The organism is Streptomyces sp. 1222.5 (assembly GCF_900105245.1).
Lineage (GTDB): Bacteria > Actinomycetota > Actinomycetes > Streptomycetales > Streptomycetaceae > Streptomyces > Streptomyces albidocamelliae.
This window is the reverse complement of sequence record NZ_FNSZ01000001.1, coordinates 1,361,036-1,383,976: the sequence shown is the minus strand read 5'-3', so window position 1 is coordinate 1,383,976 and position 22,941 is coordinate 1,361,036. Positions and strand designations below refer to the sequence as shown.

24 protein-coding genes and 1 pseudogene are annotated in these 22,941 nt (G+C 74.3%); 8 read left to right on the top strand and 17 right to left on the bottom strand.

Going from position 1 to position 22,941, the window contains the following annotated elements:
- Position 1 precedes the first annotated feature (1 nt).
- The 4 genes from egtD to egtA are packed head-to-tail and all read right to left on the bottom strand — an operon-like array spanning position 2 to position 4,417.
- Complete coding sequence (gene egtD / locus BLW57_RS06310) at positions 2-961, bottom strand: L-histidine N(alpha)-methyltransferase (RefSeq protein WP_093472758.1); 960 nt, start codon at positions 959-961, stop codon at positions 2-4.
- A complete protein-coding gene (gene egtC / locus BLW57_RS06305) occupies positions 958-1,737 on the bottom strand; it encodes an ergothioneine biosynthesis protein EgtC (RefSeq protein ID WP_093472756.1) in 780 nt (259 codons plus the stop codon). Before egtC ends, egtD begins: the two co-directional genes overlap by 4 nt.
- Positions 1,737-3,074, bottom strand: coding sequence for an ergothioneine biosynthesis protein EgtB (gene egtB, locus BLW57_RS06300; RefSeq protein ID WP_093472754.1), 1,338 nt, complete (start codon positions 3,072-3,074; stop codon positions 1,737-1,739). Before egtB ends, egtC begins: the two co-directional genes overlap by 1 nt.
- A complete protein-coding gene (gene egtA, locus BLW57_RS06295) occupies positions 3,071-4,417 on the bottom strand; it encodes an ergothioneine biosynthesis glutamate--cysteine ligase EgtA (protein WP_093472752.1) in 1,347 nt (448 codons plus the stop codon). Before egtA ends, egtB begins: the two co-directional genes overlap by 4 nt.
- Positions 4,418-4,695: 278 nt before the next feature.
- On the opposite strand from egtA, the gene BLW57_RS06290 reads away from it, so the two are divergent.
- On the top strand, positions 4,696-5,589 hold the full coding sequence (locus BLW57_RS06290; protein ID WP_176985485.1) for a TIGR02452 family protein: 894 nt from the start codon (positions 4,696-4,698) through the stop codon (positions 5,587-5,589).
- Positions 5,590-5,662: 73 nt separating this feature from the next.
- Here BLW57_RS06290 and BLW57_RS06285 read toward each other — a convergent pair whose 3' ends face one another.
- Positions 5,663-6,109, bottom strand: coding sequence for a type II toxin-antitoxin system PemK/MazF family toxin (locus BLW57_RS06285; RefSeq protein ID WP_093472749.1), 447 nt, complete (start codon positions 6,107-6,109; stop codon positions 5,663-5,665).
- Between the two features lie 260 nt (positions 6,110-6,369).
- Here BLW57_RS06285 and BLW57_RS06280 point away from each other — a divergent pair.
- Positions 6,370-6,549, top strand: a pseudogene (locus BLW57_RS06280) (hypothetical protein); the annotation flags it as partial.
- 67 nt (positions 6,550-6,616) lie between these two features.
- Here the strand turns inward: BLW57_RS06280 and BLW57_RS06275 are convergent.
- The 5 genes from BLW57_RS06275 to BLW57_RS06255 form a co-directional block, all read right to left on the bottom strand.
- A complete protein-coding gene (locus BLW57_RS06275) occupies positions 6,617-8,107 on the bottom strand; it encodes an SPFH domain-containing protein (protein ID WP_093472747.1) in 1,491 nt (496 codons plus the stop codon).
- A 147-nt stretch (positions 8,108-8,254) separates the two neighbouring features.
- Positions 8,255-8,473: a hypothetical protein gene (locus tag BLW57_RS06270; RefSeq protein ID WP_093472745.1), complete on the bottom strand. Its 219-nt coding sequence runs from the start codon at positions 8,471-8,473 to the stop codon at positions 8,255-8,257.
- A 26-nt stretch (positions 8,474-8,499) separates the two neighbouring features.
- Positions 8,500-9,924: an amidase gene (locus BLW57_RS06265; protein WP_093472743.1), complete on the bottom strand. Its 1,425-nt coding sequence runs from the start codon at positions 9,922-9,924 to the stop codon at positions 8,500-8,502.
- A gap of 189 nt (positions 9,925-10,113) precedes the next feature.
- Positions 10,114-11,088 (bottom strand): alpha/beta hydrolase, encoded by a 975-nt coding sequence (locus BLW57_RS06260; protein ID WP_093472741.1) that lies wholly within the window; start codon positions 11,086-11,088, stop codon positions 10,114-10,116.
- Positions 11,089-11,273: 185 nt separating this feature from the next.
- Positions 11,274-11,837: an NAD(P)H-dependent oxidoreductase gene (locus BLW57_RS06255; RefSeq protein ID WP_093472739.1), complete on the bottom strand. Its 564-nt coding sequence runs from the start codon at positions 11,835-11,837 to the stop codon at positions 11,274-11,276.
- A gap of 99 nt (positions 11,838-11,936) precedes the next feature.
- Here BLW57_RS06255 and BLW57_RS06250 point away from each other — a divergent pair, with 99 nt between their 5' ends.
- The gene (locus tag BLW57_RS06250; protein ID WP_176985484.1) at positions 11,937-12,620 is read left to right on the top strand and encodes a TetR/AcrR family transcriptional regulator; all 684 of its coding nucleotides are present in this window, start codon (positions 11,937-11,939) and stop codon (positions 12,618-12,620) included.
- A 49-nt stretch (positions 12,621-12,669) separates the two neighbouring features.
- On the opposite strand, the gene BLW57_RS06245 is transcribed toward BLW57_RS06250, so the two are convergent.
- A complete protein-coding gene (locus tag BLW57_RS06245) occupies positions 12,670-13,839 on the bottom strand; it encodes an FAD-dependent oxidoreductase (protein WP_093472737.1) in 1,170 nt (389 codons plus the stop codon).
- A gap of 85 nt (positions 13,840-13,924) precedes the next feature.
- The gene (locus BLW57_RS06240) at positions 13,925-14,587 is read right to left on the bottom strand and encodes a TetR/AcrR family transcriptional regulator (protein ID WP_093472735.1); all 663 of its coding nucleotides are present in this window, start codon (positions 14,585-14,587) and stop codon (positions 13,925-13,927) included.
- A gap of 137 nt (positions 14,588-14,724) precedes the next feature.
- On the opposite strand from BLW57_RS06240, the gene BLW57_RS06235 reads away from it, so the two are divergent.
- Positions 14,725-15,750, top strand: coding sequence for a LacI family DNA-binding transcriptional regulator (locus BLW57_RS06235; RefSeq protein ID WP_176985483.1), 1,026 nt, complete (start codon positions 14,725-14,727; stop codon positions 15,748-15,750).
- A 61-nt stretch (positions 15,751-15,811) separates the two neighbouring features.
- Here the strand turns inward: BLW57_RS06235 and trxA are convergent, their stop codons facing one another.
- Positions 15,812-16,189 carry a thioredoxin gene (gene trxA / locus BLW57_RS06230; protein WP_093472731.1) on the bottom strand — a complete coding sequence of 126 codons (378 nt, stop codon included), beginning with the start codon at positions 16,187-16,189 and terminating at the stop codon, positions 15,812-15,814.
- A gap of 140 nt (positions 16,190-16,329) precedes the next feature.
- On the opposite strand from trxA, the gene BLW57_RS06225 reads away from it, so the two are divergent.
- On the top strand, positions 16,330-17,760 hold the full coding sequence (locus BLW57_RS06225; protein ID WP_093472730.1) for a dihydrolipoyl dehydrogenase family protein: 1,431 nt from the start codon (positions 16,330-16,332) through the stop codon (positions 17,758-17,760).
- 7 nt (positions 17,761-17,767) lie between these two features.
- Here BLW57_RS06225 and BLW57_RS06220 read toward each other — a convergent pair whose 3' ends face one another.
- Complete coding sequence (locus BLW57_RS06220; protein ID WP_093472728.1) at positions 17,768-18,412, bottom strand: peptide deformylase; 645 nt, start codon at positions 18,410-18,412, stop codon at positions 17,768-17,770.
- Positions 18,413-18,540: 128 nt separating this feature from the next.
- Here BLW57_RS06220 and BLW57_RS06215 point away from each other — a divergent pair, with 128 nt between their 5' ends.
- From BLW57_RS06215 to BLW57_RS06205, 3 genes are all read left to right on the top strand, one after another.
- Positions 18,541-19,935 carry a PepSY-associated TM helix domain-containing protein gene (locus BLW57_RS06215; protein WP_093472727.1) on the top strand — a complete coding sequence of 465 codons (1,395 nt, stop codon included), beginning with the start codon at positions 18,541-18,543 and terminating at the stop codon, positions 19,933-19,935.
- A 101-nt stretch (positions 19,936-20,036) separates the two neighbouring features.
- Positions 20,037-20,432, top strand: coding sequence for a BlaI/MecI/CopY family transcriptional regulator (locus tag BLW57_RS06210; protein WP_093472725.1), 396 nt, complete (start codon positions 20,037-20,039; stop codon positions 20,430-20,432).
- Positions 20,433-20,438: 6 nt separating this feature from the next.
- A complete protein-coding gene (locus BLW57_RS06205; RefSeq protein WP_093472724.1) occupies positions 20,439-21,368 on the top strand; it encodes a M56 family metallopeptidase in 930 nt (309 codons plus the stop codon).
- Positions 21,369-21,454: 86 nt separating this feature from the next.
- Here the strand turns inward: BLW57_RS06205 and BLW57_RS06200 are convergent, their stop codons facing one another.
- The 3 genes from BLW57_RS06200 to BLW57_RS06190 form a co-directional block, all read right to left on the bottom strand.
- A complete protein-coding gene (locus BLW57_RS06200; protein WP_093480560.1) occupies positions 21,455-21,802 on the bottom strand; it encodes a tetratricopeptide repeat protein in 348 nt (115 codons plus the stop codon).
- Positions 21,803-21,920: 118 nt separating this feature from the next.
- Positions 21,921-22,367, bottom strand: a complete 447-nt coding sequence (locus tag BLW57_RS06195; protein ID WP_093472722.1) for a helix-turn-helix domain-containing protein — start codon at positions 22,365-22,367, stop codon at positions 21,921-21,923.
- Positions 22,364-22,852, bottom strand: a complete 489-nt coding sequence (locus BLW57_RS06190) for a MarR family winged helix-turn-helix transcriptional regulator (protein ID WP_093472720.1) — start codon at positions 22,850-22,852, stop codon at positions 22,364-22,366. Before BLW57_RS06190 ends, BLW57_RS06195 begins: the two co-directional genes overlap by 4 nt.
- Between the last annotated feature and the right edge of the window lie 89 nt (positions 22,853-22,941).

The following is a 22,941-nucleotide window of genomic DNA, read 5'->3' as shown; positions in this document are numbered from 1 at the left end:
CTCACCGCAGCACGCTCAGCGACAGCGCGAAGCGCCGCTGCTCGTCCGTCCACCAGTGCGTCAGCTCCAGCCCCTGGGCGGCGAGTTCGGCCGCCACTCCCTCCTTGCGGAACTTGGCCGACACCTCGGTGCGCAGCTCCTCGCCCGCCGCGAAGTCCACGGCGAGGTTCAGCGCGGGCACCTTCACGGTCTGCGCGATACGGGAGCGCAGCCGCATCTCGATCCACTCGTGCTCGGCGTCCCACAGGGCCACGTGGTCGAAGGCGTCCGGATCGAAGTCGGCGCCCAGCTCGCGGTCCACGACGGCCAGCACGTTCTTGTTGAACGCGGCCGTCACCCCGGCCGCGTCGTCGTACGCCCGGACCAGTACCCGCTCGTCCTTCACCAGGTCGGTGCCGAGCAGCAGTGTGTCGCCGGGGGAGAGCAGGGCGCGTACCGAGGCCAGGAACGCGGTGCGTTCGGCGGGCAGCAGATTGCCGATCGTGCCGCCGAGGAAGGCCACCAGCCGGGGGCCCGGCGTGGCCGGCAGGGCCAGCGGAGCGGTGAAGTCGGCGATCAGCGCGTGGACCTCGAGGTCCGGACGCTCACCGATGAGCACCTCTCCGGCCTGCGTGAGGGCGCTCTCGCTGACGTCGACCGGGACGTACGTCCCGGGTGCGAGCGCGTCGATCAGGAAGCGGGTCTTCTCCGAGGAGCCCGAGCCCAGCTCGATCAGCGTGCGGGCACCGCTCGCGGCGGCGATCTCCCCGGACCGGGCGGCCAGGATCTCCCGCTCGGCACGAGTGGGGTAGTACTCGGGCAGTTCGGTGATCTGCTCGAACAGCTCGCTGCCGCGCGCGTCGTAGAACCACTTCGGCGGCAGCCACTTGGGGTTCGCGGTGAGGCCGTGCTGGACGTCCGCGCGCAGCGCGGCGTCGGTCGCGTCCTCGGGGAGGGTGCGGGTGACGTGCAGGGGACTCACGAACAGGGCTCCTTAGGTGGGACGGCCGCCGGGTCCTCCAGCGGGGCGAGCAGCACGCCGGTGCTGTTCGCGGTGAGCACGGTGCGGTCGGGGACCTCCTGCCACAGCGGGTCGTCGTCGTACGGCTCGGAGGCGACGACCGTGCCCCGGCCGGGTTCCGTCCGGTACCAGAGGGTGTCGCCCCAGGCGGTCGCGGCGATCGTCCCGCCGTCCGTCAGCAGCAGGTTGAGCCGGGAGGCGGGGGCCGCCTCGGCGAACGCGCGGGCCGTCTCGCCGAGGGCCGTGGCGGGGTCGTCGCCGCTGCGCAGCCGGTGCAGCACCAGCGCCCAGACGAACGCCGAGTCGTTGCGGGCCTCGAACGACAGCAGGTCGACCGGGGGCAGCGCGGAGACCAGGGACGCCCCGGAGTCCGGCCAGCCCGCGATCGCCCCGTTGTGGCTGAACAGCCACCGGCCCGCCGCGAAGGGCGCGGCGGCGGCCTCCGCGTCCGCGCCCGCGAGGGTCGCGTCGCGTACGGCCGCGAGCACGGCGCCGGAACGCACCACCCGGGCCAGGTCGGCGAAGGACAGGTCCGCCCAGATCGGCCCGGCCCGCCGGTAGCGGGCCGGGACCGGGTCCTCGCGGGCGTACCAGCCCACCCCGAACCCGTCGGCGTTGACCGTTCCGTACCGCTGCCGCCGCGGTGCCCACGACTGGCGGAACAGACTGTGCGGGGGCTCGGTCAGGATCCGGCCGAGCGGTTCCTCGGGCCCCAGATAGGCCAGGTGACGACACATCAGACGGCCTCCGAGCGGGCGGTGCGGAACCCGGAGAAGATCTGCCGGCGTATCGGGTGGTCCCAGTTGCGGAAGGTGCCCCGGCAGGCCACCGCGTCCACGGCGAACGAACCGCCGCGCAGCACCTTGTAGTCGGACCCGAAGAACACCTCCGAGTACTCCTTGTACGGGAACGCCCTGAACCCCGGGTACGGCAGGAAGTCGCTCGCCGTCCACTCCCACACGTCACCGATCAACTGCCGTACGCCCAGCGGGGACTCACCGGCCGGGTAGCTGCCGGCCGGAGCCGGCCTGAGGTGCCGCTGGCCCAGGTTGGCGTGCTCGGGCGCCGGGTCGGCGTCGCCCCACGGGTAGCGCCGGGAGCGCCCGGTGACCGGGTCGTGGCGTGCGGCCTTCTCCCACTCGGTCTCGGTGGGCAGCCGGCGCCCGGCCCAGCGGGCGTAGGCGTCCGCCTCGTACCAGCAGACGTGCAGCACCGGCTCGTCGGGCGGTACCTGTTCCGTGATGCCGAACCGGCGCCTGAGCCACTGGTCGCCGTCGCGCCGCCAGAACAGGGGAGCCGTGAGGGAGTGCTTCCGGACGTGCGCCCAGCCCTCGGGCGTCCACCAGCGTTCGGTCTCGTAGCCGCCGTCCGCGATGAAGGCCTGGTACGCCGCGTTCGTCACCGGTGTCGTGTCGATCCAGAACGGCGCCACCTCCCGCGGGTGCGCCGGGCGTTCGTTGTCCAGCGCCCACGGCTCCGCCGACGTCCCCATCGTGAACGGGCCGCCCGGCACCAGGACTTCGACCGGACCGGTGAACAGCGGCACCGGCTCGGGGTCGGGGGCGGTCAGGGCCTGCGGCCCCTTCCGCAGCTGATGGGTGATCAGCATGGTCTCGTCGTGCTGCTGTTCGTGCTGGGCGATCATCCCGAAGGCGAAACCGGCCTCGGTCAGCCGGGTGCCGTGGAAGTCCGCCCCTTCCAGCAGGTCGAGCGCCCGGCCGCGCACCTCGGCCGCGTAGCCGCGGGCCTCGGCGGGCGGCAGCAGCGGCAGCGAGGGCCGCTCGGCCCGGGGGTGCTCGAAGGCGTCGTACAGGGTGTCGATCTCCGGGCGCATCGCGTCCCGGCCGCCGACCGCCCGCAGGAGCCACTGCTCCTCCTGGTTGCCGATGTGCGCGAGGTCCCACACCAGCGGCGACATCAGCGGGGAGTGCTGGGCGGTCAGGTCCGGGTCGTCGACGCAGCTGGTCAGCAGCGTGGTGCGCTCGCGTGCGGAAATCAGCGAGGCCAGCGCCCGCTTGCGCAGGGCCTCGGAGTCGGTCTCGCCGGTCGTGGGGTCGGTCTCGGGGGCGGTCATGTGCGGATGTCCTTCCCGTGGGAGATGGGCGTGCCCCCGGTGGGGCCGTGCCGGTGCCGGGCCGGCTCCCCGTCGTGCAGCCGGTCCAGCAGATCGTCGGCCGGGCAGCGGCCCCGGGCGACGTAGCGGTCCACGAACGCCGCCACGGCGTCCATGACCTCGGTGGTGGCCCCCATCCTGGGCAGGGCCTCCAGCGCCGCCGCGAAACAGGCAGCCGCGGTGTCCTGCAGCTCCGGGTCCGCGAGGCCGTACCGGGCTGCGTCCGTGTACAGCGGGTTGTGCGGCGCGGGCCGGTTCAGCGCCCGCTCCGCCAGCGGCTTCACCGTCCGGTAGGCGGTCTCGGCCGCCTCCGGGTCGTCGAACAGGGCCGCCGTCACCGCGAGGGGCACGATCCAGCCGTCGTCCCCGGGCTGCGCGTCGATCATGCGCAGTTCCAGATGGCCGCGCGGCCGGACCGGCGGGAACAGCGTGGTGAGGTGGTAGTCGAGGTCCGCCCGGGTGGGCGGCCGGGGCGACCGGGAACGGGTCCACTCCCGGAAGGTGAGCCCGTCGGGCACCTCCCACGGCCCGCCGTCGCCGCGGACGCACATCACCGGCGAGTCCAGTACGTGCCGGGCCCACATGGCCCGCGGCTCCCCGTCCAGCGGGGGGCCGCCCGCCCGGCCCGTGCCGATCTCCATCCACATCAGCTGCCGGGTGGACATCCAGCCCGTGGGCCGCTGCCCGATCAGCGGGGAGTTGGCGAACGCGGCCAGCAGCACCGCGCCCAGCTGGTGCGCCAGCCACCAGCGCCGCGCGTGGCCCAGCGGGCCCGGCTCCTCGTGGCCGGCGTCCACGCAGACCTGGACGGAAGCCGAGGCGCACATCATGTGGCGGCCGGCCGGACCGCCCCGGTCCAGGCAGGCCTCCATGGCGTCGTAGCGCGGCTCGTGCAGGAACCTGCGGGGTGGGTGCCAGGGGTCGTGGCCGATGCCGACGAGGCCGAGGCCGTCCTCGGCCAGGACGGCGCGGACGGCGTCCAGGTCGGCGGAGACGGTGCCGATGCACTCCGTCAGGGAGGCGGCGGGCAGGGAGCTCAGCTCCAGCTGGCCCCCGGGTTCGACGGTGAGCGCCGATCCCAGGTCCACGGCCCGCAGGGTGGCGTAGACCGCCTCGAGTCGTTCGGGTGCCACGGGGAGCCGCGGCTCCCGCAGTTCGTGCACGAGCCACTCCAGCTCCACGCCGAGGACGCGGGGCGGGCCCGTCTTGAAGCAGATGCCCCGGACCAGGGCCTCCACCTCGGGTTCGGTGACGGCGGTGCGGTGGTCCGTACAGTCACCACCGTCGCTCTGTGAATCGGACATGCCGGGATCCTCCTGAGATTCCACCATGCCATCGGCCCACGGGGGCGTGGGCCGATGGCAGACACTCGTCCCACCCAAGACCCTCGCGCCAAATCGCACAAGAGTGCCCCGCCGTGCGTTTCCGGATCGGTCATGTCCCCTTCCGCAGGCGTTCGGGGACCGTTCCGGGGGTGGGAAACTCCGTTGCACCGCATCACCAGGATCACCCAGGATGCCTGCATGAGCACGACGGGGGAGTCCGCGCAGGCAGCGGGCACGGCGTCCACGGGGGTGGCGCCGTGAGCGCGCGCCTGCGCGGGATCGCCACGCAGACGGAGAAGATCGTCGCGGCGGGCCGGTACCCGGCCCCGGACGGCCGGGAGGTGCCGCTCACGGCGGCGATCGAGGCCGCGCGGGCGGGCACCAGGATGTTCGGCCCCGAGCCGGTGGCCGTGGATCCGCCGCCGGCTCAGGGCGACCCGGTTCGCGGGTCGGGCCCCCTCGTCGAGGTCACCGGCGAGAGCAGCCTGGAGGCGGCCCGCCGACTGGCCGGCGCCCCGGTCGCCGTCCTGAACTTCGCTTCCGCGCGGAACCCGGGCGGTGGCTATCTCAACGGCGCCCAGGCCCAGGAGGAAGCCCTGTGCCGCGCCTCGGCGCTGCACACCTGCCTGCTGGCGGCCCGCGCCTTCTACGATCACCACCGTGCCGACCGCGACCCGTTCTACACGGACCGGGTGATCCACTCACCGGCGGTCCCGGTCTTCCGCGACGACCGGGGACGGCTGCTCCCGGAGCCCTACCTCGCGGGCTTCCTGACCGCCGCCGCGCCCAACGCCGGCGTCGTACGCCGTACGGCACCGGAACGCGCCGCCGAGCTGGCGGGCGTCCTGGGGCGGCGCGCCGAGCGGGTGCTGGAGACGGCCGCGGCGCACGGCTACCGGCGACTGGTGCTCGGCGCCTGGGGCTGCGGGGTCTTCCAGAACGACCCGGCGCAGGTCGCGGCCGCCTTCCGGGCGCTGCTCGGCCCCGGTGCCCGGTTCGCGCGCTCCTTCGACCACGTGGTGTTCGGGGTGCTGGACCGGACCCCCGGGGCGGAGGTGCGGGCGGCGTTCGAACAGGCGTTCGCCCAGGGCGGGGGGCGCCGTCGGGAAGTCCCCGCGGAAGCGGCGGGCTGTGCGCGCGTGCCGTCGTGACGGGCGCGGCCCCGCACTCCGGGGTGGTCGCGGACGCCGTGGTGGCCGCGCGGAGCGCCGGTCCGAGCCGCGGTCAGGTCCAGCCGTAACGTTCGTGCAGCCGCCGGCGGACCAGATCGAAGCGCATCCGGTCCAGCGCGCAGGCCTCGCGGCGCATGCCCTCCTCGTGCAGCCGCAGCACGCGGTCCACGTCCACCCACGAGTCCCGGCCCGACCGGTCCCAGGGGCCGCTGCCGATCGGCACCCACTCCCGGTCGCCGTCGTGCCGCTTGCTGGAGAGCTGGACGGCGAGGAAGGTGCCCGCCGCCTCCCGGGCCACGACCAGGACCGGGCGGTCCTTGCCCCGGCCGTCGTTCTCCTCGAAGGGGACCCAGGTCCACACGATCTCTCCGGGGTCCGGGTCGCCGTCGTGGGCCGGGGAGTACTCGGTGCGCACCCGGCCGACCTCGCGCGGGTCGGCCTCCGTGGTGGCATGACGGCCGTGGCGGCCGGGGACGTTCTCTTCGGTAGACGTGCTCACGGGGGCACCCTAGTGCCCGGCGCCGCGGACGCAACGGGCGCCCGGCCACCGGCCGTCACGCGGGCGTGGGCCGGTTGGTGTGCCCGCTCCATCACGGCCTGATGCAGGGCGCCTTGGCCCGGCTGGAGGCTCCCCTGACGGCCACGGGCTGGAGCCGTTCGCCGAACCGGACACCTGCGTGGCCCACTTGACCGCGACCACGCTCCCCTGAACCACCCGGGCCCGGCCGTCCCGGCCCGCCGGGCCCTGACCGAACCGGCGTGGCCGCCCTGCTCCTCGCCCAGCTCGCCGTCGTCCGCCCCCCTCTCAACCGCCGGTCCGACCGGGTCCTCGCGGGCGAGGAACTGCCCTGCTCCCGGGGCCACTTCTGGTACGTCGGACTGGAGATCCTCAAGGTCGTCGCCCTGCTCGCCCTGGGTGCCGGCCTGCTCACGGCCTGACCGGGTCCGCGCGCAGCGCGGCCGGAGCCCCGGTGAGGGACCCCGGCCGCGACGCGACACCTCCTTCTCAGCCCTCCTGCTCCACGGGCACCCTCTGCTGCGGAGGCGTCACCACGCCGTTGAGGGAGGGCGAGGCGCCGTTCACCGCCTGCCCGTTGCCGTCGCCCATCGACGCCAGCAGCTTGCGCGCCAACCCCAGACCCGTGCCGCCCATGGTGAGCGCCTTGGCGAACAACTCGCCCATGCCGTCGGCGCCGTTGAGCAGCACCATGTTGTCCACGTTGCCGAACGCGGACGCGCCCGCCTGGACGATCTCCGGCCACTTCTCGGCGAGTTGCTGGGCGACGACCGCCTCCTGGTTCTCGGCGAGCGCGGCGGCACGGGCCTTGATGGCCTCCGCCTCCGCCAGACCCTGCGCCTTGGTCGCCTCGGCCTCCGCCAGACCCCTGGCCTGCGCGGCGGCGGCCTCGGCCTCACCGGTGGCCCGGGTGGCGTCGGCGGACGCCGCACCACGGGTCCTGGTCGCCTCGGCCTCGGCGGTCGCGGCCGCCTTCACCCGGGTCGCCTCGGCGACGGCCGCCAGCTCCGTCTCCTTCGCCTTGGCCTGTGCCGCCGAGATCCGCGCGTCACGCTCGGCCTCGGCCAGCGTCCGCTTCTCGTAGGCCTGAGCGTCCGCCGGCTTGCGGACGTCCGCCTGGAGCTGCTGCTCCCGCCGGTGCGCCTCGAGTTCGGCGACCCGCGTCTCCTGTACGACGACCTCCTGGCGGGCGGCGGCCGCGGCGAGCGGGCCGGCCTGCTGGGACTTCGCCGCCGCCTTGTCCCGCTCGGCCTGGTAGCCGGCCTGCAGGATCTCGCTGTCCCGGGTGGCCTCGGCCATCCGCGCGAACGACTGCTGCTCGGCCTCGGTGGCCAAGCGGTTCGCCTCCGCCTGCGCGATCCGCGCGTCCCGCTGTACGGCCGCCGCGTGCGGCATGGCCAGGTTCTGGATGTAACCCGTCGGGTCCTCGATCTCGTGGATCTGCAGCGAGTCGACGATCAGGCCGAGCTTCTCCATCTCCGTACCGCAGGCCGCCCGGGTCTGCCCGGTCAGCTTCTCCCGGTCGCGGATCATGTCCTCGACCGTCAACCCGCCGACGATGGACCGCAGATGACCGGCGAACACGTTGTGCACCCGCTCGGACATCAGCTTCTGCTGGTCCAGGAAACGGCGGGCCGCGTTCGCGATCGACACGAAGTCGTCGCCCACCTTGAAGATGACCACACCCCGCACCTTGAGCGGAATGCCCTGGTGGGTCACGCAGTCCACCTGCAACTCGGTCTCGTTCAGGTCGAGCGAGAGCTTGCGCACCGCCTGCACACCGGGCAGCACCAGCGTGCCGCGCCCGGTGACGATGCGGAATCCCAGGCCCTCCTCGATGCCCTCGGTACGGTGCTTGGACCCGGAGATGATGAGCGCCTCGTTCGGCTCGGCGACCCGCCACATCATCTTGAACAGACCGATCAACACGAGGACGGCAACGACGACCGCCCCCGCAACGACGCCGACAACCATCGGCATACGCCCCCTTTGGAAGGTGCCCTCTCGGCACCGAACGAAGGGAGTGTGCGCCTCCCGGAACCCCCCGAGAAGACGCTGACGGTTTCTTGTTGCAATCTTGACGCGTACCGCTCTCACCTGGGGCGGAGCGTGCTCACCTGGTGCGCCTCACCTGTCGTACGCGGACGTCACGTAGACCGTCCTGGGCGGCAGGTGCTCCACCACCATCACCACCGTGCCCGGCTCGATGCGGGCCGTGCCGTCGGCCGGGTGGGCGAGGAAGTGCTCGGCGCCGCCACGCACCCGCACGATCACCTCGCCGACCAGCCCGGGTCCGACCGTCCCCGTCACCCGTCCCATCAGCCCGATCAACGACGCGTCGTCCATGGGCCCAGAGTAAGGGCGGAACGCGCTCACGCGGCCGGAGTGCCGGCCTCCGTCCGCTGCGGCGGCCACATCTCGTGCCAGCGCAGTTCGGCCTCCAACTGCGCGGCGACGGAGACCAGCAGGGGTTCGCTGTTGGCGGGGCCGAGCAACTGGGCGCCCACCGGCAGGCCGTCGCCGACGAAACCGGCGGGGACGTTGACGCCGGGCCAGCCCAGCACGTTCCACGGCCAGGCGTAGGGGCAGGCGGCGATCATGGCGCGGTCGGTGGCGAACCCGCGCAGCTTGTGCAGGGCGCCGATCGCGGGCGGGGGAGCGGCCGTCGTCGGGGCGAGGACCACGTCGTACGACCCGAAGAAGGCACCGATCCGCCGGTGCAGGACCGCCTCGGCACGCCGGGCCGCCCGCAGCGGGGCCCCGCCGAGCAACCGGCCGAACCGGGCCGCGCCTCGGGTGCGCGGGTCCAGCAGCGCCGGGTCGGGCGTCTCGCGGACCCAGTCGGCGATGCCGGCGGTGGCACGCGGCAGGAAGGTCAGCCCGATCTGGCCGTAGGGCGGGTCCGCCTCCTCGACGGTGTGCCCCAACTCGTCCAGCCGCGCGGCGAGTTCCATGACCCGGGCGCGCACCTCCGGCTGGAGGCGGGCCGGTACGGCGGTGAACGGCGGTTTCAGGGACAGGGCGATGCGCAGCCGGCCCGGGTCGCGGCCGACCGCGTCGGACACGGTGAGCGCGGGCGGCCGGTGCGGGTCCCGGTCGTGGTTGCCGCTCGCCGCGTCCAGCAGCAGGGCCGCGTCGGCGACCGTACGGGCGAGGGTGCCGTTGACGGTGATGCCGTGGAAGGACTCGCCGCGCGGCCAGGTCGAGATGCGGCCGCGCTGCGGCTTGATGCCGATGAGATGGGTCCAGGAGGCGGGGATGCGTACCGAGCCGGCGCCGTCGGAGCCGAGCGCGGCCGGTACGAGCCCGGCGGCCACGGCGGCGGCCGAACCGCCCGACGACCCGCCCGGGGTGTGCCCGGTGTGCCAGGGGTTGCGGGTGTCGCCGAACGCCGGGCCCTCGGTGAACGGCCACTGGCCCAGCTCGCAGGTGTTCGTCTTGCCGACGATCACGGCACCGGCCGCGCGCAGCCGCCGTACCGCCTCGCCGTCCGCGGCCACGCGCGGAAAGTCCCCCGCGCAGCCGAACGCGGTCGGCTCGCCCGCCACGTCCATGTCGTCCTTGACCGCCACCGGCACCCCGAGCAGCGGGCGCCGGTCTCCGGCCGCCAACTTCCGGTCGGCGGCGTCGGCTTCGGCGAGCGCGGCCTCCGCACGCACGATCCGGAAGGCGTTCAGGGTGGGCTGGGTGGCCTCGATCCGGGCGAGTGTCCGCTCGACCAGTTCCCGGGAGGTCATCTCCCCGTCGGCGAGGGCGTCTCGGGTCTCCGCGAGGCCTGCGGCACGGTCGGGCGTCATGGGGGGTGCACCTCCGGGAGGCTCCGGGCACGATGTCTACCGAACGGTAACGTCAGTCGGCCGGCAGGCACACGCTTTTCGCACGGGTGTCTTCGGCGACGCCGCACGACGAACGTCGAGCCACCGGCCGCGCCGGGCTCCCGAACGCGGTCCCGGTGGGCTGCCCGGATGGCCGGTCGCGGCCGTGGTTCAGCGTGCCAGCAGTCTGCGCAGCCAGTCCACGCGTGCCGTGCGGGCCGCGCGGGACAGGGCCGCTTCCGGGGCGAGGGAGTCGAAGCCGTGGAAGCCGCCCGGCCAGACGTGGAGTTCGGCCGCGCCGCCGGCCTGCCAGAGGGCGGACGCGTAGGCCACCACCTCGTCGCGGAAGGTCTCCGCGGAGCCGACGTCGAGGTAGGCCGGAGGCAGCCCGGACAGGTCCCGGGCGCGGGCGGGCGCGGCGTAGGGGGAGACGTCCGGGCCGCCGCGGCGGTCGCCGAGCAGTGCCGTCCAGGCGGTGTCGTTGGCGGTGCGGTCCCAGACGCCGAGACCGGCCATCTGGTGGCTGGAGACGGTGTCGTTGCGGTCGTCGAGCATCGGGCACATCAGCAGCTGGCCGAGCGGCCGAGGACCGTGCCGGTCCCGGGTGAGCAGGGCGAGCGCCGCGGTGAGGCCGCCGCCGGAGCTGGCGCCCGCGACGACGATCCGGTCCGGGTCGCCGCCGATCTCCTTCGCGTGCTCCGCCGTCCACAGCAGACCGGCGTACACGTCCTCCACCGGCGCGGGGTACGGGTGTTCGGGGGTGAGGCGGTACTCCACCGACACCACGACCGCGCCCAGCTCACGCGCCCAGTCCTGCGGTTCGGCCACGCCGGCCCGGTTGGTGCCCATCATCATGCCGCCGCCGTGCACGTGGTAGATCACCGGCAGCGGGGCCGTGGCCGCGGGGGAGGCGGGCCGGCACAGCAGCAGGGAGATGTCCGGGGCGCCCTCGGGCCCGGGCACCGTACGGTCCTCCACCTCGAAGGCGCCGTCCATGGTGAGGTCCAGCAGTCCGAGCAGCTCCGGGCCGGCCGCCCGCCGGGCGTCGTCCAGCTCGTCCAGGGTGAACCCCGGCCCGCTCACACCCTTGATCGGCTCCAGCGCGGCGGCGAGCTCAGGGTCGAACGGCGGCGGGACCAGGGGCATGGCTTCTCCTCGGAGGACTCGTCCGGCCGACGGCGGCCGGCCGGGCGACGCACCGCGACGGTTGTACGCGGCCAACAGACGCGTACCCAGTCCGAGCCGCCACGCCGCGCCCCGGACACGACATCCGGCCCTCCCCCCCGGGTCCGGCCCACGCGGTGGCGCCCCGCCCGGGGGGAACGTACGGCTCAGGCGGCCGCGACCTCGCCCACGTTGCCGTGCAGACGCGCCACGACCTCGGTCAGCTGCGCGGCGACCTCGGCGTCGTCGACCGGGTGGGTCTCGGCGAAGCGGGTGACCGAGCCGGGGATGGACAGCTTGATGTCCTCGACGACCTTGCCGCCGGCGATGCCCACGGCCTTGCGGGTGTCGTCCTGCGCCCACACGCCGCCGTACTGGCCGAACGCGGTGCCGACCACGGCGACGGGCTTGCCGCCGAAGGCGCCGGCGCCGTAGGGGCGGGACAGCCAGTCGATGGCGTTCTTCAGGACGGCCGGGATGGTGCCGTTGTACTCGGGGGAGAACAGCAGGAAGGCGTCGGAGGCCTGCGCGGCCTGGCGCAGCTTCGCGGCGGCGGCCGGGACGCTGCCCTCGACGTCGATGTCCTCGTTGTAGAAGGGGATGTCCGCCAGGCCCTCGAAGAGCTCGACCTCGGCGCCCTGGGGCGCGAGCTTCACAGCGGCCTCGGCGAGCTGGCGGTTGTGCGAACCGGCGCGAAGGCTGCCGACGAGCGCGAGGATGCGAACAGACATGGGGACTCCAAGGGGGTGAAACAGTGCCGTCACAATCCGGACCGTGGTCCGGTTAATTTTCTACCACCCTAAACGGACCACGGTCCAGTTTTCTTCCCCATGCTTTACGCTGTCGTCATGTCCAGCCCTCTGCCGCCCTGCCCCCAGCCCCAGGAGCCCCTCGACGCGCCCCGGCTGCTGGACGTCGGCCCGGCGGCACCCGAGGAGACGAACCTGCGCGCGGACGCGGCCCGCAACCGCGCCCGGCTGCTGGAGGCCGCCGCCCGGCTCATCGCGGAGCAGGGGGTCGCCGGGGTCACCATGGAGGCGGTGGCCACCGCGGCCCAGGTCGGCAAGGGCACGGTCTTCCGCCGCTTCGGCGACCGCACCGGCCTGCTGACGGCCCTGCTCGACCACTCGGCCGCACGACTGCAGGCCGACTTCATGAGCGGGCCGCCGCCGCTGGGCCCCGGAGCCTCGCCCCTGGAGCGGCTGCGGGCGTTCGGCGTGGCGGTGCTGTACCGCTCGGCGGAGCAGCTCGACCTCCAGCTGGCCGCCCAGCCCGAGCCGTGCCGCCGTTACTCCCACCCCGCCTCCGGGGCGCTGCGCGGCCACGTCATGATGCTGCTTCGGCAGATCGTGCCGGACGACGACAGCGAACTGCTGGCCCACACCCTGATGGCCTGGCTCGACCCCGCGCTCATCCACCATCTGCACCGGCAGTGCGGGATGCCCATGGAGCGGCTGGAGACCGGCTGGGTCGACCTGGTCGCCCGGGTGACCCGCACCGAACCGCCCCGCTAGGGTCCTTCGTCCGGGTCGGCCCAGACCCGGACGAGATCCGTCCAGTCCGTCAGTACGGCTGGCCCGACTGGTCCGGCCGCCCGGCGAACATGTCGAGCAGCCCCTGCGGCGCGTCGGCCCGGAACAGCAGCTCTCCGCTGCGCGCCGAGTCCGCCGCGGAGGCCTCGGCCCGCGGGAACATCCCGGCCTCGTAGGCGGCCAGCGCGGCCTCGGGGTCCCCCGGGTGCGCGGCCAGCGCCAGGCCGAGATCCGCACCGTCGGCCAGCGCCAGGTTGGCGCCCTCGCCGGCGAACGGCGACATCAGATGGGCGGCGTCGCCGAGCAGCGTGACCCCCGGGACCCGGTCCCAGCGGTGCCCGACCGGCAGGGCGAATATCCGGCGCGGCACCAGCGTGCCGTCCGCGTCCCCGACCAGCGCCCGCAGGTGCTCCGACCAGCCGTCGAACTCCTTCAGCACCGCCGACCTCGCCGCCTCGGCGGCCGTGAAGTCGATGCCGTCCAGCCAGTCCTCGGGCGCCACGACGGCCGCGTACACGTGCAGGCTGCCGTCCGTCTCGCGATGGGCGAGGAAGCCGCGGCCCGTGCCGAGCGCGAAGAGCATCCCGCCGCCGACCACCTCCGCGCTGACCGGGTGGCGCAGACCGGCGTCCCGCAGGTCCGCCTCGACGAACGACACGCCCGTGTACGCGGGCCGGGCCGAGGACAGCAGCGGCCGGACGCGCGACCAGGCGCCGTCCGCGCCGACCAGCACGTCCGTGGTGAACGCGGAGCCGTCGGCGAGCGTCACCTCGTGCCGGCCGCCGCCCAGCGGACGCGCCCCGGTCACCTTCGCGCCCCAGCGGACCGTGCCCTCCGGGAGGGAGTCGAGCAGCAGGTCCCGCAGCGCGCCGCGGTCGATCTCGGGGCGTCCGCCGGTGCCGTCGTCGGTCTCCGCCAGCCGGACGGTGCCGTGCCGGTCGAGAACCCGCACGGCCTGGCCGCCGGGATGGACACGGGCCAGGAACTCGTCGTACAGCCCGGCGGCGCGCAGCGCCGGCTGCCCGGAGTCGTCGTGGATGTCCAGCATGCCGCCCTGGGTGCGGGCCGCCGCCGAGGCGTCCAGGTCGAAGACGGCGGCCTCGATGCCGTGTACGTGCAGCACCCGGGCGAGGGTGAGCCCGCCGAGTCCGGCGCCGACGACGGCCACGGGGTGGTGCGGGAGGGAGGGAGTGGTGGTCATGGTGGCCTCCTGGCCGGTCGGTCGGGCGCGGCGGTCCGCCGGAGGCGGTGCTCGCCGGGGTACGGCGGTCCGTTCGATGCCGTGGTCAGTCGGGTACGGCGGTCCGTTCGATGCCGTGGATCAGGGTCTGGAAGGCCCAGGAGAGGCGGGCCTCGGGGGTGCCGGACAGCAGCGCGCCGGCGGAGGCGGCGATGTGCGGATGGGTGTCCGCGGGTGCCTCGCGCAGGGCCCGGATCACCGGCTGCCATTCGTCCGGGGACTCCTCGCCGGCGTGCTCCGCGGCCGTCGCCATCGCGTGCTGCAGCAGCAGATCGACCCCCCAGGCCGCCTGCTCGGGGGGCACGCCGCCCGATCGGAGCAGTTCCAGCAGGGTCTCGATGAGACGCAGGTAGTGCGGCCCGCTGGGGCGGGCGGTCAAGGCCGAGCGGGCGAGGCTCGGGTGTTCCAGGAGCATCGCGGTGCAGCCGGTGAGCACCTTCTCCAGCCGCTCCCGCCAGTCGCCCTCGGCCGGTGCGGGGCCGATCGTGCCGAGGAGTTCGTCCAGCACGGCCGCGTGGAGCTCGTCGGTGTTGCGGACGTAGACGTACAGCGAGGCCGGTCCGGTGTCGAGTTCCTGCGCCAGCCGCCGCATGGTGACCTTGCGCAGACCTTCCGCGCGCAGGATCGCGACGGCGGCGGCGACGATGCCCTCCCTGCTGAGGGCGGGCTTGGCGGGACGTTCGCGGCGGGAACGGGGGGCAGCGGTCATGTCACCAGGCTAACGAACATGTTCGTTGCGAACCAGTTCGTGACGAATGTGTTCGCATGAATGTACGTTCGACCCGATTTCGTCCAACGGTGAACCACGTTCCCCCGGCTGCGCCCCGCCGCCGCGCCTCTGCCAAGATGCGCTCTGTCATGGTGCAGATACCGAACACGCCCACGAGCGCCGACGTGGCCCGCCTGGCCGGCGTCTCGCGCGCGACCGTGTCCTACGTCCTCAACAACACCAGCGCCGTGCGCATCAGCGAGCCGACGCGCCGGCGCGTCCGCGAGGCCGCCAGGGAACTGGGGTACGTCCCGCACGCGGCCGCCCGCAGCCTGCGCGCCGGACACAGCCGCATGGTCCTCATGCCCGCCCCGGCGATCCCGGTGGGCCCGCTCTACAGCGGGTTCCTCAATGAACTGCAGTGGGCGCTGGGCCGCCTCGACTACACCGTCGTGCAGTACGGCAGCGTCGGGCTCCAGGGGGACGAAGCGGCCCGCGCCTGGGCCGAGTTGAGGCCGGTCGCCGTTCTCGTTCCGGGTGCGGGGCTGGGCCCGCAGGGCGTCCACGTCCTCAAGCGGTCCGGCGCCCGGGCCGTCGTCACGCTCGGCCCCGACCGGGTCGACGGCGCGCACGCGCTGCTCATGGACCACGAGGCCGTGGGCCACTGTGCGGGCGCCCACCTCTACGAACGGGGCCGGCGCCGGATCGGTGTCGTCGTACCCGAGGAGCCCGGCCTGGAGGCCTACTCACGGCCCCGGCTCGCGGGCGTGCGCCAGGCCCTGAAGGGCACGGACGCGACGGTGACCGAGCTGCCGCTCGCCTACACCGAGGAGGCTGCCGCCCGGCTGGCCGCCCGACTGGCCGCGCCACGGCGGGAGTCGGGGCTCGACGCGCTGTTCGCCTACAACGACGAGTACGCGATGCTGCTGATGCGCGCGCTCCAGGACGAGGGCGTGCGCATTCCGCGGGAACTCGCCGTGATCGGCGCCGACGACCTGATGCTCGGCCGGCTGCTGCGCCCGCGGCTCAGCACCGTCCACATCGAACTGCCCTCCGGCCGCGACCTCGCCGAACTGGTCGACCGCGCGGTGCGCGACCCCGGCGGCGAACCGGAGGTGCACCGGGTGCTGGGTGCCTCGGTCGTCCGGCGCGAGTCCAGCTGACCCGGGACCTGCCGGCGGCGGCGCGCCGGCCGGCCGAAAAGCGGTGACGAACGCCGCGTGCCTACTCGGCGGCGCCGCCCTCCTGCTCGGCGATGCTCTTGCGGACCTCGTCCATGTCGAGCTTGCGGGCCTGCTCGATGACGTCCGCGAGAGCGGCTTCCGGCAGGGCACCTGGCTGGGCGAAGATCGCGACCTTGTCCCGGACGATCATCAGCGTCGGGATCGACTGGATGCCGAACGCCTGGGCCAGCTCCGGCTGGGCCTCGGTGTCCACCTTGCCGAACACCAGGTCCTTGTTCTCCTCGGCGGCCTTGTCGTACACGGGCGCGAACTGGCGGCACGGGCCGCACCAGGACGCCCAGAAGTCGATGAGAACGAAGTCGTTCTCGGTGACCGTCTGGTCGAAGTTCTCCTTGGTCAGCTCCACAGTGCTGCTCATGGCGTGTGTCCCTCTTCCTGGTGTGGGGTGTGCCGACGGCGGAAACACGGCCGCCGGGCCGCCTATTCCACACGTGCATGCCTGTGTTCCGCGCGCGTACCCATGTGGCCTCGCCGCACACCACCCACCAGACTGGCCCCATGACGGAAACGGAATCCATCGCGTACGACGTCGTGGTGATCGGGGGCGGACCCGTGGGGGAGAACGTCGCCGACCGCACCCGGGCGGCCGGTCTCACCACCGCGCTCGTGGAGAGCGAACTGGTCGGCGGTGAGTGCTCGTACTGGGCCTGCATGCCCAGCAAGGCCCTGCTCAGGCCGGTCATCGCCCAGTCCGACGCCCGCAGGCTGCCCGGCCTGGCCGAGGCGGTCCGGGGGCCCCTGGGCACGCCGGCCGTGCTCGCCCGCCGCGACGCCTTCACCTCCCACTGGAAGGACGACGGCCAGGTCGCCTGGCTCGACGGCACCGGCACCGACCTCTACCGCGGCCAGGGCCGGCTCGCCGGTCCCCGCACGGTCACCGTGACCGCTCCCGACGGCACGGTCACCACCCTCACCGCCCGGCACGCCGTCGCCGTCTCCACCGGCACCCGCGCCCAACTGCCCGACCTGCCCGGACTCGCCGACGTGAAGCCCTGGACCAGCCGTGAGGCGACCAGCGCCCAGGCCGCACCCGGGCGGCTGATCGTCGTCGGCGGCGGTGTCGTCGCCACCGAGATGGCCACCGCCTGGCAGGCCCTCGGCTCGCGGGTGACGCTGCTGGTGCGCGGCAAGGGCCTGCTGAACCGGATGGAGCCGTTCGCCGGGGAACTGGTCGCCGAGGCCCTCACCGAGGCGGGCGTCGACGTCCGCACCGGGACCTCTGTGGAGTCCGTCAGCCGCGCCAACGGCACGGTCGTGGCCGTGACCGGCACCGGCGACCGCATCGAGGCCGACGAGATCCTCTTCGCCACCGGCCGCGCCCCGCACACCGACGACCTCGGCCTGGAGAGCGTCGGCCTGGAGCCGGGCTCCTGGCTGGAGACCGACGACAGCCTGCTCGTCACCGGCACCGACTGGCTGTACGCGGTCGGCGACGTCAACCACCGCGCCCTGCTGACCCATCAGGGCAAGTACCAGGCCCGCATCGCGGGAGCCGCGATCGCCGCCCGCGCCGCCGGCGGTCCCCTGCTGGACGAGCCGTGGGGCGCGCACGCGGCCACCGCCGACCACGGCGCCGTACCCCAGGTCGTCTTCACCGACCCCGAGGCCGCGGCGGTCGGTCTCTCCCTCGCCGAGGCGGAACAGGCCGGCCACCGCATCCGCGCCGTGGACGTGGAGTTCTCCTCCGTGGCCGGTGCGGGCCTGTACGGCGACGGCTACAAGGGCCGCGCCCGCATGGTCGTCGACCTGGACGACGAGATCCTGCGCGGTGTCACCTTCGTCGGCCCCGGCGTCGGTGAACTCATCCACTCGGCCACCGTCGCCGTCGTGGGCCAGGTCCCGGTCGGCCGCCTGTGGCACGCGGTCGCCTCGTACCCGACGCTCAGCGAGGTCTGGCTGCGGCTGCTGGAGGCGTACCGCGACAGCTGACCCCTCGTCAGGGCAGCTCGAAGCCCAGGGCCCCGGCCGCCGCCCGCGGGGTCGGCTGTGACCACAGGGCCGTCACCGCCGCGTTCGTGGACAGGGAGCGCGGCTCGGCCCGGTCCAGGTAGAGGGTGCCGTCCAGGTGGTCCGTCTCGTGCTGGACGATGCGTGCCGGCCAGCCGCTGAACACCTCGTCCAGCGCGTGGCCCCGCTCGTCCTCGGCGCGCAGCCGCACCTCGGCGTGCCGGGCGACCACCGCCTGCCAGCCCGGCACGCTCAGGCAGCCCTCGAAGAACGCGGCGCGGGCGCTGCCGACGGGCTCGTACACCGGGTTGACCAGCACCCGGAAGGGCTGCGGGACGCGGCCGCGGGCCACCGCGATCTCCTCGGGCACCGGTGCCGGGTCCTCGAGGACCGCGATCCGCAGCTCCACACCGACCTGGGGCGCGGCGAGGCCCACACCGGGAGCGGCGTGCATGGTCTCGCGCAGCGCCTCGACGAAGCGGGCCAGCAGGGCCGGGCCGAGCTGGCCCTCGTACGGCTCGGTGCCGCGCCGCAGCACCGGCTGTCCGGCCGCGACGACGGGCAGGGGGCCGCCGGCGGCGAGGAGTTCCTCGACGCGCTCGGCGAGCGGTGCGTGTTCGGGGGGAGGTGCCATCGCGTCAGGATGCCATGCCCGCACCGCCGTCTGTGTCATACGTCACCAACACCCCGGGGAACTCCGCCCCTTCGCGCTCCGACTACTGGAGCGCCACCGCTTGAGCCCGAGCCCCCGGAGAACCCCCGATGACCACCGCTCCTCCGAGCGCCCCGGCGGAGGCGGCCCGCCCGGCCGCCCGCGGCCGCTGGGCGCCCCTGCGGCCCCTCGTCCTGCGCCTGCACTTCTACGCCGGCGTGCTGGTCGCCCCCTTCCTGCTGCTCGCCGCCGTCACCGGCCTGCTCTACGCGGGCTCCTTCCAGGCCGAGAAGCTCCTGTACGGCCACGAGAGAACCGTCGCCGTCGGGGAGCGCGAACTGCCCGTCTCCGCCCAGGTGGCCGCCGCTCGCGAGGACCACCCCGAGGGCACCGTCTCCGCCGTGCGCCCTTCCGCCGAACCCGGCGCCACCACCCGGGTGCTGCTCTCCGGGGTCGAGGGCGTCGACCCCGACCACACCCTCGCCGTGTTCGTCGACCCCTACACCGGCGAGGTACGCGGCGCGCTCGAACAGTACGGCTCGACAGGCGCGCTGCCCCTGCGCACCTGGATCGACCAGCTGCACGCCAACCTGCACCTGGGCGAGACCGGCCGGCTCTACAGCGAACTGGCCGCCAGCTGGCTGTGGGTGATCACGGCCGGCGGACTGGTGCTCTGGTTCTCCCGGCGGCGCGCCCTGCGCAAGGTGCGCGGCACCGGCGGGCGCCGGCGCACCCTCGGCCTGCACGGCACCGTCGGCGTCTGGACCGCCGCCGGGTTCCTGTTCCTGTCCGCGACCGGTCTGACCTGGTCCACCTACGCGGGCGCCAACATCGACGAACTGCGCACCTCACTGCGCCAGGCCACGCCGTCCCTCTCGGCCACGGCCGGCGGCGGCGAGCACTCGGGCCACGGCACGGGGGCGGGCACCACCGGCGGCGCCGGGCACGTCGTGGGCCTGGACCAGGTGCTCGCGGCGGCCCGCGCCAAGGGCCTCGACGACCCCGTGGAGATCGTGCCGCCCGCCGACGCGGACAGCGCCTACGTCGTCCGGCAGATCCAGCGGAGCTGGCCGACCCGGCAGGACGCGGTCGCCGTCGACCCCGCCACCGGCCGGGTCACCGACGAACTGCGGTTCGCCGACTACCCCGTCCTCGCCAAGCTCACCCGATGGGGCATCGACCTGCACACCGGCGTGCTCTTCGGGATCGCCAACCAGATCGCCCTCGCCCTGCTCGCCGTCGCCCTGATCCTGGTCATCGTGTGGGGCTACCGCATGTGGTGGCAGCGTGGCCGGGGCTCCGCCTTCGGCCGGCCCGTGCCACGCGGCGCCTGGGCCGAGGTGCCGCCGTACATCCTCGTCCCGGCGCTCGCCGCCGTCGCCGTGCTGGGCTGGTTCGTGCCGCTCCTCGGCATACCGCTGGCCGTCTTCCTCGCCGTGGACGTCGCCCTCGGCGAGATCGCGTACCGGCGCCGCAGCCGCGAAGGTGTCGGCGGCGTGAAGTAGCGTGGACGCCACGCCCGCGCGCAGATGTCGGGCGGGCCGCGGGGGGTGCGATCCGGGCGCCGGAGGGCGAACCGGGCCGTGGGGAAAGGGGAGACGGGGAGATGGCGCGGGAAGGCGGCCGGGTCCGGCGCGGCCAGGGGGAACTGGAGGGCCAGGTCCTCGGCGCGCTGCGCGAGGCCGACGGACCGGTCACCGCCGCCTGGGTACGCCAGCGGCTGGGCGGCGACCTCGCCCACACCACCGTGGTCACGATCCTCACCCGGCTGCTCGCCAAGGACGTCGTCTCCCGCGAACGGCGGGGCCGTTCGTTCGTGTGGACGCCGACCGCCGACGTGGCCCGGCTCGCCGCCCTGCGCATGCGCCGGCTGCTGGACGGCGAACGGGACCGCGAGGCCGTCCTGGCCAGCTTCGTCACCACCCTCCCGCCCGGCGACGAACAAGTGCTCCGGGCGCTGCTCGACCTCCCGGGCACCGACGCCGGCGGTACGGGAGACTGACCGGCCGTGGGAGTCTTCGTCTTCCTGCCGCTGGTCCTGCCGCTGTCCGCCTGGCCGGTCGCCCGGCTCGCCGAGACGCGGCTGCACCCGCGCACCGCGACCCGGCTGCTGACGGCCGTCGCCGTCGTCATGGCCGTGTGCAGCACCTTGTGCCTGGCCCTGCTCATGGTGGTCGGCACCGCCCAACTTCCCGGCAACCCCCTCCCGGACGGCTGGTCCGACCCCCAGGTGCGGGCCGCCGTCCCCTACGACGAGGTGGCCGGCCGTGCCGCCATCCCCGCGCTCGGCATGGTCGCCGCGGCCTGCGCCCGCACCCTGTGGCGGCACCGCCGGGTCACCCGCGGTGCCCGGCGGGTCCTGGCCGCACTGCCGGGCCGCACCGTGGCGGTGCTGCCCGACGGCACGCCGTACGCCTACGCCCTCCCCGGGCGCCGGGGCCGGATCGTCGTCACCACCGCCCTGCTGGCCGGGCTCGCCCCCGCCGAGCGGCGCGCCCTGTTCGCCCATGAGCGCGCCCACCTGGCCGGCCGCCACCAGCGGCACCTGCTCGCCGCACACCTGGCCGCCCGCGCCACCCCCTTCCTGCGCCCGCTGCGCACCGCCGTCCTCTACACGGCCGAGCGGTGGGCCGACGAGGAGGCGGCCCGCGCGGTCGGCGACCGGCGGACGGTCGCCCGCGCCATCGGCCGGGCGGCGCTGCTGTCCGCCGGCACCCCCGTGCCCACCCTCCCCGCGCTGGCGGCGACCGGTCCCGTACCGCGCCGGGTGGCGGCCCTGCTGGCCCCGGCACCCGCGGCGCGCAGCTGGCCGTCGGCTTTCACCCCGGTCGGCCTCGCCGCGTGGGGCGCCGCCGCGGGGTCGCTGGCGTCCGCGATGTCGTCGGCGAACTCGGCCGTCGCCCTCTTCCGGATCCTGCACGCGGCGACCCCCCTCTGACCCTGGGCGGACATGCCGAGGGCCCGGCCCCCGTCGGGAACCGGACCCTGGACGTACGACCCGCCCGACGGCGGTCGCGCGGCGACTCACTCCTGCGGGAAGTCACCCGCGAGCGCCGAGGCGACCCGCAGATGCCGCTCCGCCTCCTCGTGCCGCGACTGCCGCTGGAGCGTGCGGCCGAGCATCAGCCGCGCGTAGTGCTCCACCGGGTCACGCTCGACGATGATCCGCAACTCGGTCTCGGCGCGGCGCAGTTGGGCCGAGTGGTAGTAGGCGCGGGCCAGCAGCAGCCGCGGCCCCGTCTGCTCCGGCACCTCCTCGACCAGCCCGGCCAGCACCCGCGCCGCGCCCGCGTAGTCCTTCGCGTCGAAGAACTGCTGCGCGCGCTCCCAGCGCTCCGCCGGCGTCCCGTGGTCGTAGTACGTGGTCTGCACTTGCGTCTCCACTCGTGACCTCCTTCGACGGCCACAACGGAGAGGGGTTGTTCAATATTCCATTATTTCTGTGTGTGTGGGGTGACGGGCCTGGTCGTCGGCCGGGTGGCCGGCGCGGCTACTGCCGCAGGGCGGCCAGTTCCGCGTCGGCCCGCTCGGTCACCAGGGCGAGCACCCGTCCGGCGGTCGACCGGTCCTCCTCGGAGATGCCCGCGTACAGCCGGTCGGCGATCGCGCTGGTCCCGGCCGCGGCCGTGGCGTAGAGCTTCCGCCCGGCGTCCGTCATGCGCACACCGGACGGCTCCTCGAACGTCAGCAGGCCGGCGGACGTCAGGTCGCCGATCGCGCGCCGCACCTCCGCGCCGTCGACCTTCACCGTGCCGGCGACGCCGTCGATCAGGGCCGTTTCCCCGACCGGCCCGTCCGCGACGGAGGCGAGCCGGAGGGTGACGAACTGGAGGAAGGTGACGCCGTGCGGGGCGAGGACGTGCTCCAGGACGGCGCGCGAGGCGTAGTGGGCGAGGCCGATGGTACGGCCGTCGGCGCGGGGTGCGGTGATGGTCATGACTGCTCCGTCTCGTGATCGGTGGTGCCGAACGGGTCGAGCGGTGTGTCGAGCAGGGTCGTCAGGTCGCGGCTGAACTGCCGGGCGCGCGGGCTGTCCGGGCCGCCGAGCGGCGCCAACAGCTGCCCCAGCAGCCCCTGAACGACGTCGATCGCCTTCCCGGTGACCTCCCGGCCCTGCTCCGTGAGCGCGAGCTGTACGGCGCGCGGGTCGGCGGGGTCCTTGGCCCGGGTGAGGAGTCCGGCCGACTCCAGGCCACGGGCCAGCTTGGAGACGTACAGGGCCTCCAGGCCGGTGTGGTCGGCGAGCCGGCGCTGACTGGGCCGCACGCCGGTGCGCTGCATGCCGTACAGCGAGGCCACCAGTGCGTACTGCGCGTGCGTCAGCCCCAGCGGGGCCACCGCGCGGTCCACGGCGACCCGCCACTTCGTCGACAGCCGCCACACCAGGAAGCCCGGCGTCGCCCCTTCGGTTCCCATGCTCATGCCGAATACCGTACATGGCTACTGTGTACATGGCTACTATTTTCCGGCCGTCGGCACCCGCGCCCGGATCGCCACGGGCCGGCGGTCGT

What these genes read in the sequence shown, in the direction of transcription:
- BLW57_RS06255 (WP_093472739.1), bottom strand. Translation starts at nt 11,837, where the DNA reads ATGTCTGTTCGCATCCTCGCGCTCGTCGGCAGCCTTCGCGCCGGTTCG.
- BLW57_RS06260 (WP_093472741.1), bottom strand. Translation starts at nt 11,088, where the DNA reads ATGCCCCTGGTCCCGCCGCCGTTCGACCCTGAGCTCGCCGCCGCGCTG.
- BLW57_RS06245 (WP_093472737.1), bottom strand. Translation starts at nt 13,839, where the DNA reads ATGACCACCACTCCCTCCCTCCCGCACCACCCCGTGGCCGTCGTCGGC.
- egtB (WP_093472754.1), bottom strand. Translation starts at nt 3,074, where the DNA reads ATGACCGCCCCCGAGACCGACCCCACGACCGGCGAGACCGACTCCGAG.
- BLW57_RS06265 (WP_093472743.1), bottom strand. Translation starts at nt 9,924, where the DNA reads ATGACGCCCGACCGTGCCGCAGGCCTCGCGGAGACCCGAGACGCCCTC.
- BLW57_RS06210 (WP_093472725.1), top strand. Translation starts at nt 20,037, where the DNA reads ATGGCGCGGGAAGGCGGCCGGGTCCGGCGCGGCCAGGGGGAACTGGAG.
- BLW57_RS06220 (WP_093472728.1), bottom strand. Translation starts at nt 18,412, where the DNA reads ATGGCACCTCCCCCCGAACACGCACCGCTCGCCGAGCGCGTCGAGGAA.
- BLW57_RS06195 (WP_093472722.1), bottom strand. Translation starts at nt 22,367, where the DNA reads ATGACCATCACCGCACCCCGCGCCGACGGCCGTACCATCGGCCTCGCC.
- BLW57_RS06275 (WP_093472747.1), bottom strand. Translation starts at nt 8,107, where the DNA reads ATGCCGATGGTTGTCGGCGTCGTTGCGGGGGCGGTCGTCGTTGCCGTC.
- BLW57_RS06225 (WP_093472730.1), top strand. Translation starts at nt 16,330, where the DNA reads ATGACGGAAACGGAATCCATCGCGTACGACGTCGTGGTGATCGGGGGC.
- BLW57_RS06250 (WP_176985484.1), top strand. Translation starts at nt 11,937, where the DNA reads ATGCTTTACGCTGTCGTCATGTCCAGCCCTCTGCCGCCCTGCCCCCAG.
- BLW57_RS06215 (WP_093472727.1), top strand. Translation starts at nt 18,541, where the DNA reads ATGACCACCGCTCCTCCGAGCGCCCCGGCGGAGGCGGCCCGCCCGGCC.
- egtA (WP_093472752.1), bottom strand. Translation starts at nt 4,417, where the DNA reads ATGTCCGATTCACAGAGCGACGGTGGTGACTGTACGGACCACCGCACC.
- trxA (WP_093472731.1), bottom strand. Translation starts at nt 16,189, where the DNA reads ATGAGCAGCACTGTGGAGCTGACCAAGGAGAACTTCGACCAGACGGTC.
- egtC (WP_093472756.1), bottom strand. Translation starts at nt 1,737, where the DNA reads ATGTGTCGTCACCTGGCCTATCTGGGGCCCGAGGAACCGCTCGGCCGG.
- BLW57_RS06240 (WP_093472735.1), bottom strand. Translation starts at nt 14,587, where the DNA reads ATGACCGCTGCCCCCCGTTCCCGCCGCGAACGTCCCGCCAAGCCCGCC.
- BLW57_RS06270 (WP_093472745.1), bottom strand. Translation starts at nt 8,473, where the DNA reads ATGGACGACGCGTCGTTGATCGGGCTGATGGGACGGGTGACGGGGACG.
- BLW57_RS06235 (WP_176985483.1), top strand. Translation starts at nt 14,725, where the DNA reads ATGCGCTCTGTCATGGTGCAGATACCGAACACGCCCACGAGCGCCGAC.
- BLW57_RS06190 (WP_093472720.1), bottom strand. Translation starts at nt 22,852, where the DNA reads ATGAGCATGGGAACCGAAGGGGCGACGCCGGGCTTCCTGGTGTGGCGG.